The 17667-nt window shown below is 74.8% G+C and carries 15 protein-coding genes and 1 pseudogene; 11 read left to right on the top strand and 5 right to left on the bottom strand.

Features of this window, described 5'->3' with window-relative positions; genetic code table 11:
- Positions 1 to 68 precede the first annotated feature (68 nt).
- The gene (locus tag DV701_RS05150) at positions 69 to 758 is read left to right on the top strand and encodes an endonuclease/exonuclease/phosphatase family protein (RefSeq protein WP_114927354.1); all 690 of its coding nucleotides are present in this window, start codon (positions 69 to 71) and stop codon (positions 756 to 758) included.
- 21 nt (positions 759 to 779) lie between these two features.
- Here DV701_RS05150 and DV701_RS05145 read toward each other — a convergent pair whose 3' ends face one another.
- Positions 780 to 1331: a DMT family transporter gene (locus DV701_RS05145; protein WP_114927353.1), complete on the bottom strand. Its 552-nt coding sequence runs from the start codon at positions 1329 to 1331 to the stop codon at positions 780 to 782.
- 168 nt (positions 1332 to 1499) lie between these two features.
- On the opposite strand from DV701_RS05145, the gene DV701_RS05140 reads away from it, so the two are divergent.
- From DV701_RS05140 to DV701_RS05125, 4 genes are read left to right on the top strand one after another with little or no spacing between them, the layout of a single operon-like run.
- Complete coding sequence (locus DV701_RS05140; protein WP_114927352.1) at positions 1500 to 2441, top strand: lysophospholipid acyltransferase family protein; 942 nt, start codon at positions 1500 to 1502, stop codon at positions 2439 to 2441.
- A gap of 34 nt (positions 2442 to 2475) precedes the next feature.
- The gene (locus DV701_RS05135; RefSeq protein WP_114927351.1) at positions 2476 to 3849 is read left to right on the top strand and encodes a class II 3-deoxy-7-phosphoheptulonate synthase; all 1374 of its coding nucleotides are present in this window, start codon (positions 2476 to 2478) and stop codon (positions 3847 to 3849) included.
- Complete coding sequence (locus tag DV701_RS05130; protein WP_114927350.1) at positions 3850 to 4911, top strand: threonine aldolase family protein; 1062 nt, start codon at positions 3850 to 3852, stop codon at positions 4909 to 4911.
- 8 nt (positions 4912 to 4919) lie between these two features.
- Positions 4920 to 5519 (top strand): molybdopterin-dependent oxidoreductase, encoded by a 600-nt coding sequence (locus tag DV701_RS05125; RefSeq protein ID WP_114927349.1) that lies wholly within the window; start codon positions 4920 to 4922, stop codon positions 5517 to 5519.
- Positions 5520 to 5544: 25 nt separating this feature from the next.
- Here DV701_RS05125 and DV701_RS05120 read toward each other — a convergent pair whose 3' ends face one another.
- From DV701_RS05120 to DV701_RS05110, 3 genes are read right to left on the bottom strand one after another with little or no spacing between them, the layout of a single operon-like run.
- Positions 5545 to 6342, bottom strand: coding sequence for a Stk1 family PASTA domain-containing Ser/Thr kinase (locus DV701_RS05120; protein WP_162802819.1), 798 nt, complete (start codon positions 6340 to 6342; stop codon positions 5545 to 5547).
- Positions 6255 to 7538, bottom strand: coding sequence for a protein kinase domain-containing protein (locus DV701_RS05115; protein WP_114927347.1), 1284 nt, complete (start codon positions 7536 to 7538; stop codon positions 6255 to 6257). Before DV701_RS05115 ends, DV701_RS05120 begins: the two co-directional genes overlap by 88 nt.
- A gap of 51 nt (positions 7539 to 7589) precedes the next feature.
- Positions 7590 to 8876 carry a lytic transglycosylase domain-containing protein gene (locus DV701_RS05110; RefSeq protein ID WP_162802818.1) on the bottom strand — a complete coding sequence of 429 codons (1287 nt, stop codon included), beginning with the start codon at positions 8874 to 8876 and terminating at the stop codon, positions 7590 to 7592.
- Between the two features lie 282 nt (positions 8877 to 9158).
- On the opposite strand from DV701_RS05110, the gene DV701_RS05105 reads away from it, so the two are divergent.
- Positions 9159 to 9503 (top strand): Rv2175c family DNA-binding protein, encoded by a 345-nt coding sequence (locus DV701_RS05105; RefSeq protein WP_228255234.1) that lies wholly within the window; start codon positions 9159 to 9161, stop codon positions 9501 to 9503.
- 58 nt (positions 9504 to 9561) lie between these two features.
- Here the strand turns inward: DV701_RS05105 and DV701_RS05100 are convergent, their stop codons facing one another.
- A complete protein-coding gene (locus DV701_RS05100) occupies positions 9562 to 10635 on the bottom strand; it encodes a polyprenyl synthetase family protein (protein ID WP_228255233.1) in 1074 nt (357 codons plus the stop codon).
- 243 nt (positions 10636 to 10878) lie between these two features.
- Here DV701_RS05100 and DV701_RS05095 point away from each other — a divergent pair, with 243 nt between their 5' ends.
- The 5 genes and pseudogenes from DV701_RS05095 to DV701_RS19005 form a co-directional block, all read left to right on the top strand.
- The gene (locus DV701_RS05095) at positions 10879 to 11226 is read left to right on the top strand and encodes a DUF6504 family protein (RefSeq protein ID WP_114927344.1); all 348 of its coding nucleotides are present in this window, start codon (positions 10879 to 10881) and stop codon (positions 11224 to 11226) included.
- A 56-nt stretch (positions 11227 to 11282) separates the two neighbouring features.
- The gene (locus tag DV701_RS05090) at positions 11283 to 11816 is read left to right on the top strand and encodes an SAV_6107 family HEPN domain-containing protein (RefSeq protein ID WP_162802817.1); all 534 of its coding nucleotides are present in this window, start codon (positions 11283 to 11285) and stop codon (positions 11814 to 11816) included.
- A gap of 57 nt (positions 11817 to 11873) precedes the next feature.
- A complete protein-coding gene (locus DV701_RS05085) occupies positions 11874 to 15875 on the top strand; it encodes a DNA polymerase III subunit alpha (RefSeq protein ID WP_114927343.1) in 4002 nt (1333 codons plus the stop codon).
- A complete protein-coding gene (dinB, locus tag DV701_RS05080) occupies positions 15842 to 17056 on the top strand; it encodes a DNA polymerase IV (protein ID WP_228255232.1) in 1215 nt (404 codons plus the stop codon). The genes DV701_RS05085 and dinB overlap by 34 nt, the downstream gene beginning before the upstream one ends.
- Positions 17057 to 17222: 166 nt before the next feature.
- Positions 17223 to 17375: pseudogene (locus DV701_RS19005) on the top strand (DUF3040 domain-containing protein); the annotation flags it as partial.
- Positions 17376 to 17667: the final 292 nt, after the last annotated feature.

Raw genomic sequence — 17667 nt, 5'->3', positions numbered from 1 at the left:
CAGCCCGAAGGCTCGGGGTGCACGGGGTGCGGTGCGACCCGCCACCGGCCGTGCGCGAGGATGGGTCCATGCCGCAGACCCCCGAGCACCGCCCGCTGCGCGTGGCGACCTACAACCTGCGCGGGCTCAAGGACGACGCAGACGTCGCCGCGCAGGTCGTCCGCAGGATCGATCCCGACGTGCTGCTCCTGCAGGAGGTGCCGCGCTACCCGGGCTCCAGCTATGCGATCGCGGCCTTCGCCAGGGCGGCCGGGATGCTGTGGTCGGGCCGCACGCGGCTCGTCAGCGGCACCAGCCTGATGACCAGCCTGCGGGTGATCTCCAGCGACTCCCAGGACCGACCCCTGCGGGTGGGGCTGCGCGAGAACCCGCGCAGCTACACCGTCGCTCGCCTCTCCGTCCCGGGCACGCCGAGCGTCACCGTGGTCTCGGTCCACCTCTCCCTCGTCGGCGAGCAGCGGGTCGAGCACATCGCGGCCGTGCTGCGCGAGCTCGCCGAGGACGACGCGCCGGTCGTGCTCGGCGGCGACCTCAACGAGAACCAGGCGGGCCCCGCCTGGGGCGTCGTCGCCGACCGGCTCGAGGAGGTCAGCGAGGACCGGCCGACCTTCCCGGCCTCCCGCCCGCAGCACCGCCTCGACGCGATCTTCTCCCGGGGTCACCGTTCCGCGGCCACCGGGGACCCGGCGCTGCTGGAGGGTATGCCGCTCGCGGCCGCCACCGACCACCTGCCGGTCTGGGTGGACCTCACGTTCTGAGCCGCGGGCCGCCGGCCACGCTCAGACGCGCGCGCCCCAGTCGCCGTCGTGGCGGCGGCGGCGCGGCTGGCGCAGCACGAGCAGCACGAAGCCGACCAGCGTCAGCACCGCCCCGACGCCGGTCCAGCCGGACGGCAGCACCGGCAGCACCGCGGAGAGGAAGATCAGCAGCGGGCCGACGACGAGCCCGACGAGGATGGCCCAGAAGTGCAGGTCGCCGGCCGGGAGCGGGTCGGGCCGCGGCGGGACGAAGTGGTCGTCCTCCTCGGGCGGCTCGTAGGAGCGGTGGTCGGTCGCCATGCCCTCCGGCGTGCCGGGGCCCAGATGCCGGGTGCTGGGAGGCAGCGGCGGCGGGTCGGGCAGGGGAGGAGGGGCCGGCAGCAGCGGCCGCCGCGGAGGCGGGTCCCCGGCCGAGGGCTGGTCGCCGGCGGAAGGGTCGCGCGGGGGCGCGTCCTGCGCGGCGCGGCCGGGACGCAGCTCCTGGTCCAGGCCGGCGACGATCTCGCGGAATCGGCGGTCGAGCTCCTCGCGGTCGCCCCCGCCCCCGTGGTCCTGACGGTCCGGCTCGCTCACCCGCGCGTCCCCCGGAGGCGGGCGCGCACGCCATACCCCCACCTCGCGGCGGAGGGCTGGACGGCGCGGCAGACAAGCACGCCGCCATCCTCGCACGCGAGCCTGGACGGGGAGCCCGGCGCGGTAGAGTCGGCGCCGGACCATCGCCCCCGACGAAGGAGCAGCACGGTGATCTACTGGATCCTGAAGCACTTCGTCGTCGGTCCACCGGTCAGGCTGGTCTTCCGGCCGTGGATCCGCGGCAAGCAGAACATCCCCGAGGAGGGTGCGGCCATCCTGGCCAGCAACCACCTGTCCTTCTCCGACTCGATCTTCCTGCCGCTGCTGGTCGACCGGCGGATCACCTTCCCCGCCAAGCAGGAGTACTTCGTCGGCACCGGCGTCAAGGGCTGGCTGAGCCGCATGTTCTTCACCGTGACCGGACAGATCCCCATCGACCGCTCCGGCGGGGAGGCGGCTCTCGCGGCCCTCGAGGCGGGTCTGGAGGTGCTGCGTCGCGGCGAGCTGTTCGGCATCTACCCCGAGGGCACGCGCTCCCCGGACGGGCGGCTCTACCGCGGCAAGACGGGGATGGCGCGGCTGGCCCTGGCCGCGGACGTCCCGATCGTGCCGTGCGCGATGATCGACACCGACAAGGCGCAGCCGACCGGGCAGAAGATCCCCAACATCGTCCGGGTCGGGGTGCGTGTCGGCCGGCCGATCCACCACCCCGAGCTGGCCGGGCGGACCGAGGACCACGAGGCGCTGCGGATGATCACCGACGAGGTGATGCGCGAGCTGCAGCGGCTCTCCGGCCAGGAGTACGTCGACGAGTACGCCGCGACGGTGAAGAAGCGGCTGGCCGAGCGGGCCCGCGTGGGACTGGACCGGGCGCGCGAGGACCTGGACCGGGCGCGCGAGAGCCTTGCCGACGCGGCCGGACGGGCACGGGAGGACCTGGACCGGGCGCGGGAGGGACTCGCGGAGGCGGCCGGACGGGCGCGGGAGGGGCTGGCCGCCCGCCGGCGCCACCAGGACGCGGCCGGGGACGAGCCGGCTGCGGGGGAGGTGCCCAGCCAGGACCGGCCGGAGGGCCAGGATCCGCCCGGGCGTGCGGAGGGGACCGCCTGACGCGGGGTCAGGGCCGGCCCGCGGGCGACCTATCATGGGCCGGGTGAGCACCGACACCGCCGCGATGGCGCCCGCGAGCACCACGATCGACTGGCCGGACCTTCCGGCCACGCAGCAGCCGAGCTGGGAGGACCCCGCCGAGCTCGCCGAGGTGCTCTCGGTGCTGGCGACCTACCCGCCGCTGGTCTTCGCCGGTGAGTGCGACGCGCTGCGGGACCGGATGGCCCAGGTGGCGGCCGGGCGCGCCTTCACCCTCCAGGGCGGCGACTGCGCCGAGACCCTCGCCGACGTCACCGGTCCCAACATCCGCGACCGGCTCAAGACGATCCTGCAGATGGCGGTGGTGCTCACCTACGGGGCGGGGATGCCGATCGTCAAGGTCGGGCGGATGGCCGGCCAGTTCGCCAAGCCGCGCAGCTCGGACGTCGAGACCCGCGACGGGGTGACGCTGCCGTCCTACCGCGGCGACATGGTCAACGGCTTCGAGTTCACCCCCGAGGCCCGCCGGCACGACCCCGGCCGGCTGCTGCGCGCCTACCACGCCAGCGCCTCCACCCTCAACCTCGTCCGCGGTTTCACCGGCGGCGGCCTGGCCGACCTGCGCAGCGTCCACTCGTGGAACAAGGGCTTCATCCAGGGGCCGGCGCAGGCGCGCTACGAGCAGATGGCCGCCCATATCGACCGGGCCGTGCGCTTCCTGGAGGCCTCCGGCGTCGCCGACAGCGAGGAGATGCGCCGGGTGGAGTTCTACTCCGCGCACGAGGCGCTCGTGCTCGACTACGAGCGGCCGATGGTCCGGCGGGACCACCGCACCGGCCAGCTCTACGACACCTCCGGCCACTTCGTCTGGGTGGGGGAGCGCACCCGCGACCTGGACGGCGCCCACCTCGACTTCGTCTCCCGCGTCCGCAACCCGATCGGCGTCAAGCTCGGCCCCGGCGCCGACCGCGACACCGTGCTGCGGATCATGGACAAGGTCGACCCGCACCGCGAGCCCGGCCGGCTGACCTTCGTCACCCGGATGGGAGCGTCGACGATCCGCGACAAGCTGCCCGCCCTGCTCACCTCCCTCGGCGACGAGGCGGGCCGGGTCAGCTGGGTGTGCGACCCGATGCACGGCAACACCTTCACCTCGCCCAGCGGCCACAAGACCCGCAGCTTCGAGGACGTGGTGGAGGAGGTGCGCGGGTTCTTCGCCGCGCACGCCGAGGCCGGCACCCACCCCGGCGGCATCCACGTCGAGCTCACCGGCAACGACGTCACCGAGTGCGTCGGCGGTGTCGACCCGGTCGACCTGGACGACCTGGGCCTGCGCTACCAGACGCTGTGCGACCCCCGCCTCAACCACCAGCAGAGCCTGGAGCTGGCCTTCGTCGTCGCCGAGATGCTCGAGGAGGCCGGTCGCTAGATGGCGCCCCGACCGGTCGTGGCGGACCTCCGCTCCGACACCGTCACCCGCCCCACCGACGCCATGCGCGCGGCGATGGTCGACGCCCCCGTCGGGGACGACGTCTACGGCGAGGACCCCACGGTCGCCCGGCTCGAGGAGCGGGTGGCCGCGCTGCTGGGCCACGAGGCCGCCCTGTTCATGCCCACCGGCTCGATGGCCAACCAGGTCGGGCTGCGGCTGCACGCCGGCCCCGGCCAGGAGGTCATCACCGACCACCTCGCCCACGTGCTGCGCGCCGAGCTGGGCGCCGCGGCAGCATACTCGGGGATCACCACCCGCAGCTGGGTCGCCGACCGCGGCCTGCTCGACGTGGACACCGCGCTGGAGGTCATGGTCGCCGACGGCGGCCCCTACCAGGTCAGCACCGCCTGCGTGGTCGTGGAGAACACGCACAACTTCGGCGGCGGCACCGTCCAGCCGATCGAGGACATGCGGCGGCTGCGCGAGGCCACCGCGGCGGCCGGTGTCGGCGTGCACCTCGACGGCGCCCGGCTGTGGAACGCGCACGTGGCCACCGGCGTGGCCCTCTCCGACTACGGCGCCTGCGCCGACACCGTCTCGGTCTGTCTGAGCAAGGGCCTGGGCGCGCCCGTCGGCTCCCTCCTCGCCTCCTCCGCCGCCCGCGTCGCGCAGGCGCGGGTATGGCGCAAGCGTCTCGGGGGCGGCATGCGCCAGGTGGGCATCCTGGCCGCCGCCGGGCTGCACGCCCTCGACCACCACGTCGAGCGGCTCGCCGAGGACCACGCCCGGACGCGCCGCGCCGCCGAGGCGCTCGCGGACGCGGTGCCCGGATCGGTGGACCCGGCCAGCGTGGAGACCAACATCCTCGTCGTGGACGTCGCCGCCGGTGCCTGGACCGGTCCCGGTCTCGTCGCCGCAGCCGCCGAGCAGGGCGTGCTGGGCTACCCCACCGACGTGCGGCACGCCCGCTTCGTCTGGCACCTGGACGTCGACGACGCCATGACCGACCACGCCGCCGAGCGGCTCTCCAGGCTGCTCGCCGCCGGTCCGGGAGAGTAGGACCCGTCGTGCCCGGCCCGGGACGCACCCCGGCGGAGGAGCTCGGCCTGCCACCGGGCCAGCGCGCCGCGCCGCGGTGGAAGCCCTCGCACTACGGCAGCGTGCCCGTTCTGCGGCCCGAGACCTGGCGCCTGGCGGTGGGCGGGGCCACCCGCAGCGGCGGGACGACCGTCCTCGACCTGGCCGCGCTGGCCGAGCTGCCCGCCGCCGAGCTGGTCGCGCCGCTGCACTGCGTGGACCGGCACTCGGTCCCGGCGGTCCGCTGGGGCGGCGTCCGGCTGGCCGAGGTCCTGGCCCTGGAGCCGCCGGAGGAGGGCGCGGAGCACGTGCTGCTCGCGGCCGCGCGCGGCTACTCCTCCTCGCTGCCGCTGGCCGAGCTGCGCCGCCCCGACGCCCTCCTGGCCACGCACGCCGACGGAGAGCCGCTCACCCCCGAGCACGGCTGGCCGGCCCGGGTGGTGCTGCCCCGTCTCTACGGCTTCAAGGGGCCGAAGTGGGTCGCCGAGATCACCTACCACCGCGAGCCGCAGCAGGGCTGGTGGGAGAGCCACGGCTACCACCCGCGCGGACGGGTCGACCTCGAGGAGCGCTGGGCGCACCAGGGTTAGCGCCGGCCGGGGCCGTCCGCGGTCCTCAGACGACCCGGACGACGACCTCCGTGCCGGTGGGCACCTCGGTGCCCGGCTCGACCGACTGCTCCCGCACGGTGCCGAAGAACCCGCCGGCGATGTCCTCGCGCCTGACCGTCAGTCCGAGCTCGGCGAGCATCGTCTCGGCCTGGCGGTACTGCTTGCCGACCAGGTCGGGCACCGTCACCAGCTCCGGGCCCTTGGAGACCACGACGGTGACCACGGTGCCCCGCGCCACGCTGGAGGGTCCGGGCGACTGGGAGACGACCGCGCCGTCGGGGACCTCGGGGTCGAAGACCCGCTCCGGGGCGACCTGGACGGTCAGCCCCGCCGCCTGGAGCAGCGCGGACGCCTGGTCCTGGGCCTTGCCGCTCACGTCCGGGACGTCGACGGGGGCCGGTCCGTCGCTGAGCACCACCGCCACCGCCGCGCCGGGCTTGAGCTGCTCCCCGGCCGCGGGGGAGGAGCTGATCACCTGGCCGGCGGGCACGGACTCGTCGTGCCGGGAGCTCTGCTCACCGAGCCTCAGGTGCGCCTCGTCCAGGGCGGCGCTCGCCTGCTCGAGCGTCGACCCGTCCAGGCGCGGCACGGCATACCGCTCCGGCCCCTGGGAGACGACGAGACCGACGTCGGTGCCGTGCCGGAGCCGCGTGCCGGGGTCGACCTCGGCCGAGACCACCGTGCCGGCCGCCACCGTCTCGGAGTAGTCGCGCGTCACCACCGGGTCCAGCTCCTGGGCGTCGAGCGCGCCGCGGGCCTCGCTCTCGGGCAGCCCGACGACCACCGGCATCGGGGAGTGCACGGCGGGCCCCTCGGTGAGATACCAGAACCCGTAGCCGCCACCCGCCGCGAGCAGCACCAGCAGCAGACCGAGCACCCACGCGGCCGCCCCTCCGCGCGAGCGCCCGCCCCTGCGTCGCGCGGGCCGGGCCGGCCGGGCGCCGGCGGTGCGGTTGCCGCTCGTCCGGGCGAACCGGGCGTCCCCCACCGGGGTCGGGGGCCGGGCTCGCGCACCGGGATCTGCCGGGTCGCCGTGGGGCCCGGGCCGGCCCGGCCCGGGCCGCCGGCGCCGCGCACCAGCTCGGTGCGATCGCCGCCGGTCGGCACCGGCGTGGTCGCGTCGGAGGGCTCCGGCACGGCGTCCAGCTCATCCTCCGACAGGGACCGCTCGAGCCGGCGCAGCTCGAGGAGCAGCTCGGAGGCGTCCGCGGGCCGGTCGTCCGGGTCGTTCGCCGCGGCGCGCAGGACGAGGTCCGCGACCGCCTCCGGGACGGTGGGGACGAGGTCGCGCGCGTGCGGCATACCCCCGTGGACGTGCTCGTAGGCGACCCGCAGCGGGTCGTCCCCGGGGAACGCCTTGGTGCCGGTGAGCAGCTCGTGGAGGAGCAGGCCCACCGCATACACGTCCGTGCGGGGGTCTGCGGTGCCGTGCTCGACCTGCTCGGGCGCGAGGTATGCCGCGGTGCCCCACAGCATCTCCGTCGTCGCGTTGGGGTGCCCGTCCAGCCGGGCCAGCCCGAAGTCGGTGACCTTGACGACCTGGCCGCGGTGGCTGATGAGGACGTTCTCGGGCTTGACGTCGCGGTGCACCAGCCCGTCGGCGTGCGCGACGGCGAGCGCCTCGGTGACCGGCACCACGATGGACAGCGCGCGGCGTGCGGACAGCGGGGCCCGGCGGGTGATGACGTCGCGCAGCGTGCTGCCCTCGACCAGCTCCATCGCCAGGAAGACGACGTGCTCGTCCTCGCCCTGGTCGTAGACGCCGACGATGTGCGGGTGCTGCAGGCGCGCGACGACCCGGGCCTCGTGGACGAAGCGCCGCACGAAGGTGTCGTCCCGGGCGAGGTCGTCCCGCATGACCTTCAGCGCCACGGCCCGGTCCAGGCGCAGGTCGCGGGCGCGGTAGACCGTGGCCATGCCGCCGCGGGCGATCTCCGCCTCGACCTGGTAGCGACCGTCGACGACCGAGTCGATGACGGGGTTGGTCGGGGCGCTCACGCCCTCCACTCTACGGAGCGCCGGTGGGCAACCGTGGGAGGTGAGGGGACCTCAGAGGGTGGTCATGAAGTAGCGGATGTTGCGCACGTACTGCTTGCTGTCGGGGAACAGCCCGTGCTGGCGGACGCTGCCCAGGCCCTGGTAGTAGCCGGCGATCGCGTGGTCGTCCTTGTCGGTCATGCTCAGCAGGGTCTTCATGATGACCACGCCGGCCTCGACGTTGTCGGCGGGGTCGAGCAGGTTGAGCTCGCGCCCCACGAGGGAGCTGGCCCACTGCCCGGAGGTCGGGATGACCTGCATGGCGCCGATCGCGTTGGCGGGCGAGACGGCCCGCATGTTCCAGCCCGACTCCTGGTAGGACAGGGCGAGCATGAGCTTGCTGTCCACGCCGTGGCGCTTGCTGGTCGAGACGATGAGCGTCTTCATCGCGTCGCGGGAGGGGACCTTGATGCTGGCGAGGTACTCGCGGTTGGCGGCGGCGGACCGGGCGACACCGTCGCTGTAGCGGTAGTGCAGGAAGGTGTCCTGCACCTTCTCGCCCTTCTTGTAGTCGCCGATGGTGCTGGCGTCGTAGGGACGGGTCACCGTGGCGGGCTTGCTGCTCGAGGAGCTCGTGCCCGGGCCGGCCGAACTCGCGCCGCCGGGCAGGCGCAGCTTCTGGCCCGGGTGGATGAAGGCGCTGGAGGAGATGCCGTTGGCCCGGGTGAGGGCGCTCACGCTGGTGCCGTGCCGGGCCGCGATCCCGGACAGCGTGTCGCCGGAGCGGACGGTCACCGTCCCGCCGGACCCCGAGGAGGACGCCTTGCCCGAGGACGTGGACCGGGAGGCCTCGGTGGCCGCCCCGCGCCCCGGCGCGGCCGCCCCGGGCAGCCTGAGGAGCTGGCCGGGGTAGATGATGCGCGTGTCGCGCAACCCGTTGGTCGAGGCGAGCGCGGCCACGGTGGTCCCGTGCCGCACGGCGATGTGGGAGAGCGTGTCACCGTGGCGGACGGTGACGGTGCCGCCCGAGCCCCTGCTGCTGGTGCCGGCGCCACCCGCCGTGGACGACTTCGCAGGGCTCCCCGGCGGGGAGGCGACGACGGGGCCGCCCTTGCCGGGGATCAGCAGCGTGGTCCCGGGCAGGATCCAGCGGCCGCCGTCCTTGAGGCCGTTGGCGCGCACGACCGACTGCGCCGAGACCCCGTAGCGGGCGGCGATGCCGTAGACGGTGTCGCCGGAGCGCACGGTGTGGGTCCCCGTGGTGCGCGCGAGCACGAGCTCGGAGCTGTGCAGCGCGGACGGCACGTAGGCGACGGTGGGCAGATCGGCGGGCGGCATCGCCGCGAAGAGCGGGCTCACGGTTGTGGGTCCTCCGGGGGCGTGGGAACGAGTGCAGGACAGCAGCCCCCGGGCGGCCGTGACTGGTGATGCGCAGCCGGACCACTGAGGCTGAAGGGACAGTACCCCGAAGTCGACCAGCGCACCAGCCGGTCGGCGTGTCGGACACGGACCCAGGTGTGTGTCTGTGGTAATGACACCGATGTCATTCATCGTCCCCTCGGGCGCCTTTCCCCTCGCGGTGAGGCCGCGCGCTCTCGGTGCGCCGGCTGTGCTTGACTTGCTGGCGTGGTAGCTGAGCACGTGACCGAGCCCGTCGAGTGGCTGACCGTCCCCGAGATCATGGAGCGCACCGGTGCGCCGCTGCAGGCGGTCAAGCGCTGGCTGCAGGACCGTGAGCTGGTCGGGGTGCGCCGAGGCCCGAACAGGGCGGTGATGGTCCCGGCGGGGTTCCTCCTCGACGACGGCCCTCTGCCGGCGCTGCGCGGCACGCTGACGGTGCTGTCCGACGGCGGCTTCTCCGACGCCGAGATCATCGCCTGGCTGCACGAGCCGGACGAGACGCTCATCGGAGGCAGCGCGATCGCCTCGCTGCGGACCGGCTCCAAGACCGAGGTCCGGCGCCGGGCCCAGGAGCGGGCCTTCTAGCGCCTGCCTCGACCGGCGGCGCGCGGCCGGGGCGGAGGTCCGTCCGGCCCGGGCCGTCTCAGGTCTGCCGGTCGGTGCAGATGGCGACGAGCCCGTCCAGCGCGGCCCGCCCCTCCCGGGTCAGGCCCTCCGCGGTCGCGAGCGACTCCCGCGCCGCGCGGGCCCCGGCAGCGATCATCTCCTCGGTGCGGGCCAGGGCTCCGGAGTCCTCGATGAGCCGGCGGCACCGCTCGACCGTGGCGTCGTCGAGGTCGGGGTCGCCCAGGCTGGCCGCGACCAGCTCCGCGTCGTCGGGGTCGGCGAGCTCCAGGGTGTGCGCGACGAGCGCAGTGAGCTTGCCCTCGCGCAGGTCGTCACCGGCCGGCTTGCCGGTGTGCTCGGGGTCGCCGAAGACCCCCAGCACGTCGTCGCGCAGCTGGAAGGCCTCGCCCAGGCCGGTGCCGTAGGCGGAGAGCGCCGCGAGCGTGGCCTCGTCGGCCCCGGCGGCGTGCGCACCGATGAGCAGCGGCTGCTCGACGGAGTACTTGGCGCTCTTGTAGCGGATCACCCTGCGGGACCGGGCCAGCCGCTCGGCGTATCCCAGCTCGCCCCAGCCGAGCGCACCCTCGAGCATGTCGAGGAACTGCCCGCCCATGAGCTGGGTGCGCATCCGGTCGAACTCCGGCCGCGCCCGCTCCAGGGCCTGCCGCGGCAGGCCGCTGGTGGAGAAGATCTCGTCGGTCCAGTTCAGGCACAGGTCGCCGGCGAGGATGGCCGCGGCGTGGCCGAAGCGTGCCGGGTCCCCGTTCCAGCCGTAGCGCTCGTGGGCGCGGGCGAAGGCACGGTGCGCGGTGGGTCGCCCCCGGCGCAGGTCGCTGTTGTCCATGACGTCGTCGTGCAGCAGGGCGGCGGCCTGGAAGACCTCCATCGAGGAGGCGGCCCGCACCACCGCATCGTCGTCGCTCCCGCCCAGCACGCGCCAGCCCCAGTAGAGGAAGGCGGCGCGCAGGCGCTTGCCGCCCGCGAGCAGCTCGGCGACGGAGTCGACGAGCGGGTCCATCGGGTCGCCGAGCTCGGCCAGGACCTCGCGCTGGCGCGCGAGGTGAGCCTCCAGGGCCTGCTGCACGCGGGCGCGCAGGTCGACGCCGTCCAAGGGATGGGCGTACGTCACAGGACCTCCTGGGCTCGGGGTGGCGTCCGCCCCGAGCCTACCCGCGCCGGGCCCGGGGTCCGGGCCATCCCCTCCCTGGCCCGGACCCGCGATCATCCTGCCCGTTCTGCCGACGGTGACCTGCGGGTTTTCCACAGGCGTGGGGTCAGGGGTTGAGGTTGTCGGTGCTGGCTCGTACATTTGTCTGTATCGAACACCGGTTCGAACAGATGGAGGGAGAGCGGGATGAGCAGGCGCTACCAGGACCCGGTCGAGGTCAGGGTCGGCGACCCGGTCGAGCACCGCGTGCGGCTGGAGCCCGGCTGGTGCCGCGGCGCGGAGCCGGCCGGCGGCGCGACGGACGTGCCCACCACCTTCCTGTGGCGGGGGCGGGTGCACCTCGTGCGCGGCGTGCTGGCCCGGTGGACCCAGCGGGTGCCCTGGTGGCGCCAGGAGGACCCGCCGTCGCGGACGGGTCCCCGTCTCGAGCAGGAGGTATGGCGTGTGGAGGCCACCGCGGGCCGCGCGCACGGGTCGGGCGTCTACGACCTGGTGCACGGCGAGGAGTGGCTCCTGGAGCGGGTCAGCGACTGAGTCGCGGCGCCCCACGGCGCAGGACAGGGCAGAGCAGAGCAGCGAGAGGACAGGACATGAGCACCACCACGACCGGCACGACCAGGACCGGCGACACGACCGGCAGGACCGGCGACACGACCGGCGACACGACCGGGACCGGCGACACGACCGGCGACACGACCGGCACGGGCCCGGGCCTGAGCGCGGGCGCCGTCCTGGACCTGCTCGACCGTTCCCGGGGTGGGCTGCTGCTCGCCTGCCACAGCGGCACGGCGGCCGAGCGCTACACCCAGGCGCACCTCGCGGCGCTGCGGGCCGGGGCGGCGCTGCTGGCCGCCCGCAGCGCACCGAGCCGGCGCACCCGGCCGCGCAGCGTGTGGGAGGTCCTGCCCACGGTCGCTCCCGAGCTGACCGAGTGGGCGGTCTTCTTCGCCACGTCGGGACGCCGCAGGCTCGCACTCGAGCGGGGCTCGGACCTGGTGACCGCCCGGGACGCCGACGACCTGGTCCGCTCGGCCGAGCACTTCCTGGAGCTGGTCCGGGCGGGGCTGCACCTGCCGTGCGGACTCCCGCTGCCCGGCGAGCTGGCCCCGGTCGCGAGGGGGTGAGCCCAGGTGCGCCCTCCCGACCCCCGGCCCGCCGTCCCTGGAGCTCTGTTCCCATCCATGCCCACCCATGACGACTTCGTCCACCTGCACGTCGCCTCGAGCGCCTCGATGCGCTACGGCGCCAGCCACCCTGCCGACCTCGTCGCCCGGGCCTCGGCCCTGGGGCAGCCCGCGCTCGCGCTGACCGACCGCGACGGGCTCTACGGTGCGGTCCGCTTCGTCCGGGCCTGCGGCGAGGCCGGTGTGGCCCCGGTGCTCGGGGTCGACCTGGCGATGGCGCCTGCCGGTGGCTGGTCGCCGGGCAGCCCGGAGGCCGCCCCGGGGCGGGTCGCGCTCAGCGGCGAGGCCGCGCTCGCCACCGGCCGGCGGCAGGGGCGCGTCCAACCGGTCAAGGGCGGCACGCTCGTCGACGACCAGCAGCCGCGCGTCGTCGTGCTGGCCCGGGGGCAGCAGGCGGGCCTGGCGCCGGGGGCGGGGTGGGCCAGGCTGTGCCGGCTCGTCACCCAGACCCACCTGGCGGGGGAGCGCGGCGTGCCGCGCACCCGCCACGACCTGCTCGCCCGCGCCAGCGCGCCCGTCGACGGCCTCGCCCCGGCGGTCGTGCTGCTCGGCCCCGACTCCGACGTCGGCCGCGCGGTCCTCGCGCGCCGCCAGGGCGTCGCGCGGACCCTCCTCCAGGCCTGGCAGCACGTGCTGCCCGCCGGCGCGCTCCGCGTCGAGGTCGTCTGCCACGGTGGCCCCGAGGGCACCCCGGCCAGCCTGGGGCACGCCAGCCGGATGTGGGCACTGGCACGCGAGTGCGGGGTGCCGGCGGTGCTCACGGCCGCCGTCCGGCACGCCACGCCTGAGCAGGCGAAGGTGGTCGACGTCCTCGACGCAGCCCGACGGATGGTCGCCCTGGACGAGCGCCACCTGGACCGGGTGAGCACCGCGGGCCACCTCGCCGACAGTGCGACCATGCACGCGCTGGCCCGTCACCTGGAGGAGGCCGGCGGCAGCGACGCCAGGGCCGCCGACCTGCTCGGCGACACCCTCGCGCTGGCGCAGGAGTGCCGTCAGGACGCCCGCTCCGACCTGGGGCTCGGCGCGGTCCACCTGCCTGAGCCGGAGGTTCTCGGCGTCAGCGGCGTCGGCCAGGCCCACCAGGTCCTCACCGGGCGCTGCCAGGACGCGGTGGCCACCCGCTACCCAGGCGCGAGCACGGCATACCTGGACCGGGTCCGCGCCCGGCTGGACGAGGAGCTCGGTGTCATCGCGGGGCTGGGCTACCCGACCTACTTCCTCACCGTCGCCCAGGTCTGCGACCTGATCCGCGACAACGGCGTGCGGGTCGCCGCGCGCGGGTCGGGGGCGGGAAGCCTGGTCACCTACCTGCTCGGGATCAGCGGCGTGGACCCGATGGAGCACGGGCTGCTCATGGAGCGGTTCTGCTCGCCGCTGCGCGCCCAGCTGCCCGACATCGACGTCGACGTGGAGTCGGCACGCCGGACCGAGATGTACGAACGGATCCTGGAGCGGTTCGGCTCCGAGCGGGTGACGTGCGTGTCGATGGCCGAGACCTACCGGGTGCGGCACGCCGTCCGGGACGTGGCCGCCACGCTGGGCATGCCACCGGGGGAGATCGACGTCATCGCCAAGGCGTTCCCGCACATCCGGGCCAGGGACGCCCGCGCCGCCATCCGCGACCTGCCCGAGCTGCGCCAGCAGGGGCTCGACGCACCGCGGATGCAGCTGCTGCTCGAGCTGGTCGAGTCTCTCGACGGGCTGCCGCGGCACATCGCGATGCACCCCTGCGGGGTGATCCTGTCCAACACCGGGCTGCTCGACCGGACCCCGGTCGAGGCGAGCTGGCTGGGCTTCCCGATGAGCCAGTTCGACAAGGAGGACGTCGAGGAGATGGGGCTGCTCAAGCTCGACGTCCTGGGCATCCGGATGCAGTCCTCGATGGCGCACGCGGTCGAGGAGGTCGAGCGGGTCGACGGGACGCGGATCGACCTGGACGACCGGGCGCAGGTGCCGCTGGACGACCCTGAGACCTTCGCCCTGATCCAGTCCACCCGGACCCTCGGCTGCTTCCAGATCGAGTCGCCGGGGCAGCGGGAGCTGGTCGGCAAGTTCGCCCCCGACTGCTTCGCCGACATCATCATCGACATCTCGCTGTTCCGTCCCGGGCCGGTGAAGTCGGACATGATCCGGCCCTTCCTCCACGCCCGGCAGGGGTGGGGCGAGCCGGAGTACCTCCACCCCAGCCTCGTGCCCTACCTGGAGCAGACGTGCGGGGTCGTCGTCTTCCACGAGCAGGTGCTGCAGCTCGTCGCCGAGACCACCGGCGTCAGCCTGGCCCAGGCCGACGAGGTGCGACGCGCGATGGGCACCCCGCAGGGTCAGCAGGAGGTGGAGGTGTGGTGGCGCGCCGCCGCCACCGCCCGCGGCTACCAGCCGGCCGACGTCGAGCGGATCTGGGAGGTGCTGGCCGCGTTCGCCTCCTTCGGCTTCTGCAAGGCGCACGCGGCGGCGTTCGCCCTACCCACCTACCAGTCGGCGTGGCTGAAGACCCACCACACCGCGGCGTTCCTGTCCGGCGTCCTCACCCACGACCCCGGCATGTACCCCAAGCGCCTCATCCTCGACGAGGCCCGCACCATGGGCGTGCACGTGCTCGGGCTCGACGTCAACGCCTCGGGCGCCGGCTACCGGGTCGAACGGGTCGAGCAGGACGACGACGACCTCCGCCTCGAGCCTGCTGCTCCGCGGAGCACCCCCGGTCCGGGGGCTGCTCCGCGGAGCACCTCCACGCTGGGCAGCCGTGGTGACCTGGTGCTGCCAGGACAGCGCGGATCCACCACGACCCCGGACCCGGTGGCGGTCAGCGACGGGGGCCGGCGGCCCGACCACGTCGACGAGGTGATGGCCGGGGTCGAGCGTCGGGCCGGGGACTACGGCATCCGGCTCTCGCTGTCCGACGTCAAGGGGATCACCGACGAGGAGGTGCACCGGATCGTCGCCGGCCAGCCCTACGCCGCGCTGGCCGACCTGTGGCAGCGGGCCCGTCCCAGCCGGCCGACGGCCGAGCGGCTCGTGCTGGCCGGCGGGCTCGACGAGCTGCACCGCGTCGGGCGCCACCACGTCCGCGGCGGGCTGACCCGCCGGGACCTGCTCCTGCACGTCCGCGAGCTGGACCGGTGGAGCCGACGCTCCACGACCGCGGCAGGACGTGGCCGTGCGGGCCGCCGGGTGCCCCCGCCGACGGTCCCGGGCGCGGCCGAGGGCGAGGTCGCGGCACGGACCAGGGCGCAGGCCGCCGGTCGGCGCACCTGGCACGAGCAGCGGCCGGTCGCCACCCAGCTCACCCTCCAGCTCGGCGACGAGCCCGAGCCGGTCCCGGGCAGCGGCCTGCCGGAGATGACCGAGCAGGAGCAGCTGCGGGCCGAGCTGGAGGTGCTGGGGCTGGACGTCAGCAGCCACGTCGTCGCCGGCTTCCGCACGATGCTCGCCGACCTGGGCGTCACTCCCGCACGGGACCTGCTCTCCCGGCGCAACGGCTCGGAGGTGCTCGTCGCCGGGGCCAAGGTCGCCACCCAGACACCGCCGGTGCGCTCGGGACGGCGGGTGGTCTTCCTCACCCTCGACGACGGCACCGGGCCGGCGGACGCGACCTTCTTCGAGGACGTCCAGGGTCCGTTCGCGGCGACCGTCTTCCACTCCTGGCTGCTGCTCGTGCGCGGCGTGCTGCGCCGCACCGGTCCGCGCGGGGTCACGCTGCGGGCCACCGGCGCGTGGGAGCTCGGCGCGGTGGCCGACGCCTGGCAGGAGGGCGGCGCGGACGGGGCCCGGGCGTTCATGGCGCAGACCGAGGAGCGGGTGCGCGCGCTGCTGGAGGAGTCCGAGGCGCTGGCCAGGCAGCAGGCGCAGGCGGCCGGTCAGGCCGGGCGGAGGGTGCTCGTCCACGCCTCCGGCTTCCGGCAGTCGCCCTACGCCGACATCCGGCCCGCGGGGGAGAGCCCCCTCGACGTGCCCGCCAAGCTGTGGCACTCCAGCCCGGGGAGCCCGGGGTGGTGAGCGTGGGGCCGGGCGTGGACGACGTCACGGTGCTGCACGTCGACATGGACGCGTTCTACGCCGCGGTGTCGCTGCTGGACCGCCCCGACCTGGCCGGCCTGCCCGTCGTGGTCGGCGGCGGGTGGCGCAGCGTGGTGCTCTCGGCGACCTACGAGGCGCGGGCCTTCGGCGTCCGGTCGGGCATGCCGATGGCCACCGCCCGGCGGCTGTGCCCGTCCGTGGTCGTGGTGCGCCCGGACCACGACCGCTACGCGCGGGTGTCCGAGGCGGTGATGGCGGTCTTCTCCGAGGTGACGCCCCGGATGGAGCCGGTGTCGGTGGAGGAGGCCTTCCTCGACGTCTCGGCCGCGGGCCGGCAGTGGGGCGGGCCGGCCGCGATCGGCCAGTGGATCCGCGACACCGTCGCCGACGAGCAGCGGATCACCTGCTCGGTCGGGGGCGCGCCGACGAAGGCGGTCGCCAAGATGGCCTCGCGCGCGGCCAAGCCGGACGGGATGCGGCTGGTCGGCCGCTCCGGGGTGGTGCCCTTCCTGCACCCGATGCCGGTCGGTGCGCTCTGGGGGGTGGGGGAGGCCACCGAGGCCGAGCTGCACCGGCTCGGGCTGCGCACGGTGGGACAGCTCGCGCACGTGCCGGAGGCGACGCTGCGCCGCGCCTTCGGGGAGCAGGGCGCGGCCCGCCTGCAGGCCCTGGCCTGGGGGCGGGACGGCGACCCGGTGACGCCAGGGCGGACCGAGCGCAGCGTGGGCTCCTCGGAGACCTTCGCCCACGACGTCGACGACCCCGACGTGGTCCGGCGCCAGCTGCTGCGCCTGGCCGGGCGGACGGCGAGCCGGATGCGGCACGCGCAGGTGCTCGGCCGCACGGTCGTCCTCACCGTGCGCTTCTCGGACTTCACCACGATCACCCGCTCCCGGACGGTGGCCGTGCCGACCGACGTCACCCGCGACGTGCACGCCACGGCCTGGACCCTCTACCAGGGACTGGGCCTGCAGCGGGCACGGGTCCGGCTGCTCGGCGTCCGCGTCGAGGGCATCACGGGCGCCGACGAGACGCTGGTGCAGGGGCGGCTGGACGAGCCCGAGCACGGCTGGCGGGAGGCCGAGCGCGCGGTCGACCGCGCCACCGCGCGGTTCGGGCGCGGCGCGGTGCGGCCGGCGAGCCTTCTCGTCGGCGGATGAGTGGAACTTCCTCGCCCGATGGGGGAACCTCCGCTACCGCTTCGGGCGTTAACTAGATAACCTAGGAGTTCTAGACATGGTCGTCGGCCCAGCCAGCCCGTGACCGATCCTGACCAGGAGGTCGCCCGTGCCGCTCTCTGAACACGAACAGCGCGTGCTCCAGCAGATGGAGAAGGCGCTCTATGCCGAAGACCCACGTCTGGCGAGCACGCTCAAGAGCAGCGTGCGCGGCGCCGGGCACGGCCTGGACCGACGCCGCGTCGCGCTCGGTGTCGTAGGGGCTCTGGTGGGACTGGGGCTCGTCGTCCTGGGGGTCATGTCGCAGACGATCTGGGTCGGGGCGATCGGCTTCCTGCTCATGGTCCTCGGCGGCGCGTGGGCGGCCAAGCCGCAGGGGCGTGCGCGCAAGAACGCCCAGGGCGGCGGTCACCCCCGCGCGGGGGCGGCGGTGGTGGCGGTGGTGGCGGGAACAGGCCCGTCTCCCCACGTCCTTCGGGCAACTTCATGGAGCGCATGGAGCAGCAGTGGGACAAGCGACGTGAGCAGGGGCCCTACTGAGTCTCGACGCCCCAGTCGGCAGATCCGAGCCGGGCAGACCTGCCCGGCTCGCT

The sequence above is a fragment of the Ornithinimicrobium avium genome (assembly GCF_003351765.1).
GTDB lineage: Bacteria > Actinomycetota > Actinomycetes > Actinomycetales > Dermatophilaceae > Ornithinicoccus > Ornithinicoccus avius.
This window is presented reverse-complemented; position numbering and strand designations above follow the sequence as displayed.